The organism is Dyadobacter sp. CY261 (assembly GCF_021440085.1).
Taxonomy (GTDB): domain Bacteria; phylum Bacteroidota; class Bacteroidia; order Cytophagales; family Spirosomataceae; genus Dyadobacter.
The window spans coordinates 1-2,226 of the sequence record NZ_JAKCPW010000048.1; the positions used below are offsets into that span (position 1 = coordinate 1).

The following is a 2,226-nucleotide window of genomic DNA, read 5'->3' on the forward strand; positions in this document are numbered from 1 at the left end:
TAATGCATCGACAAATACTCCTTCTTTATCTGCTACGCCTCCCACCGCGCCCGGGACGCCATTAGGCGCGTGGTATAACATAACGGTCTCGGGAAATATCGCATTCGCCGGAAGCAATTTTGCGTCCGGGTCAGCCGTAGCGGTCGGGGGGAGGATAATTAAAAAGAGTGAGTCTGCCTGGTACTATCAGCCTCCGTCTGATAAAGCGCTTGAATTAACCCAGAAGGGAAGATTTATTTGGAAAGATAAAAATACGGTATTCTCCAACACTGTCAACGAGAAAGAAATTGAAGTCTCGCAGGCAGTCCGTGACGTAGTTGTATACTCAGATTATAACGATGTAACCTATTCTTTGAATTATCTTCGGAAGGGGGACGCTTCGAATGCGACTACGATTTCGATTTACAGAAGTCCGCAAGGGACATCTTTCCCGACCTCTTTCGGAATTGGCGAGGTAAGTGGCATTCAAAATTACGTATGCACTAACCCTGACAATGGAGACGAGGTGGTGCTTACAATCGATTGGTCGCTAATATCGACGACGAATGTTTCTTACTTCATTGATGTATCAAAGTCTGTTTTTGCGAAGGCTAGTTATACCCAGGCAACTAAACGAGGAAACCGATACATTTTTGAAAATCCCAATGCGGTTTTAACACAGTCCGAGAGAAAGGTGCTAAACGGCATTGTTAGCGCGTCTGTGAGGTCAACTAATGCCGCAGCGCCCACAACTTACGGAATCAATTACATTACAAAGGGGAGCGCAAGTGCACAGACCAGGATAAGTCTGACCATTAACAAGGGCGGCACGTCATTCCCAATAGATTACGGCACCGGGGTCCCGTCCGGGGTTGTTGAATACAAATTAGTAAATCCCAACAATTTTGATGAGATCTTCTTAACCTTAGATTGGTCAAAGGTTACTAGCGATCCCGCAGAGCAGGTTTTTATTGCCGGCAACAAAGCAACGCTGCATCGGAGCGTTTACTCGGCTCCATCGTTCCTGCAAAGAGAGGTCTATGAAAATCCTTCTGCGGCATTTAACTATGCCGAGATAGAAACCGCATTGGCCCTTCGCCAAGTGTCGGTTCAGTCGGTTAATCCCGGGACAACATACTCACTGTATTACCTGCAAAAAGGAAGTGCGTCCGATCCGACGCTCATCTCAATCTACAATAACAGTACTGCCACCTCTTTCAATTTGGATGCAGGTGTCGGGGCCGTGTCTGGCGTCAGGAAGTATACCGTTACGGCCCCTAATTACGACAAGGTGAGCGTCGTAGTTGACTGGGATAGAATGACCACGTCCGGTACTGCCTCTAAGTATTTCCTCGATATCGCCCGCTCCCGAATCAATTCGGCCAATTATTTTTATACTGAATGGATCGAGCGAAAGGTGTACGAGGAGCCCGCCGCGTCTTTTAACTCCGCTGAAATAGAAACAGTACTTGCGCTGAGAGACATTTCGGTTCAGTCAAAGAATCTTGGCGTTTATTACAGCCTATACTACATTCAGAAGGGTGACGCATCAAACCCGACAATAATCTCCTTTTTCAACAACACGACTGCCAGCTCATTCAATCAGAGCTTTGGGAACGGGGTCCCAAGTGGAATACAAAAGTATGTCATCAATACATCTCCGAATGGCGATATCGTAAGCGTCGAGATTGATTGGAGTAAAATGTCGGTTTCTGGGCTTGCTAGCAAGGTATTCCAGAACGTCACCAAGACGCTGATCAACAAATCAAGGTACAAAGACCTATTCCCGTTGGGCATTACCGCTCCGACATTGGTTTTGCCTACCTATGTTCCCTATGCAAGAGGGCGCGAGTTCCCTGTCTGGAAGGAGAATTTAAGAGTTGTTAGCTATGCCAACGAAGCAGATACCCGTGTGGATATTTCAGGTAACGACGGGTCCAGGACCTGGCTAACTCCGGATGTAAACGCATTGGAGGGGTGGAAGTACTTGCGCCAAACATCCGAAAGCGTACCGGCGAATTTTAACGTTACTGTCACCAATAAACTTCTAACTGGTGAGGCGCTTAACAGCGGAACATTCCAGGTTCGGCCGACATCGCAGGTTTTCAACTCGACGGCACAGAAATCTATCCTTGTTATTGGGGACAGTCATACCGAAATTGAAGACAGGCTTGTTACCCGCACGCTGAAAGCACTGATCACGGCGAACAACTCCTTTATCCCGACATTCATTGGTACACGTGCTTC

1 protein-coding gene is annotated in these 2,226 nt (G+C 47.3%); it reads left to right on the plus strand.

Annotated features, from left to right (window positions below):
- Positions 1–2,226: hypothetical protein (locus tag LZD49_RS35200; RefSeq protein ID WP_234673325.1), on the plus strand; the 2,226-nt coding region annotated here is incomplete at both ends.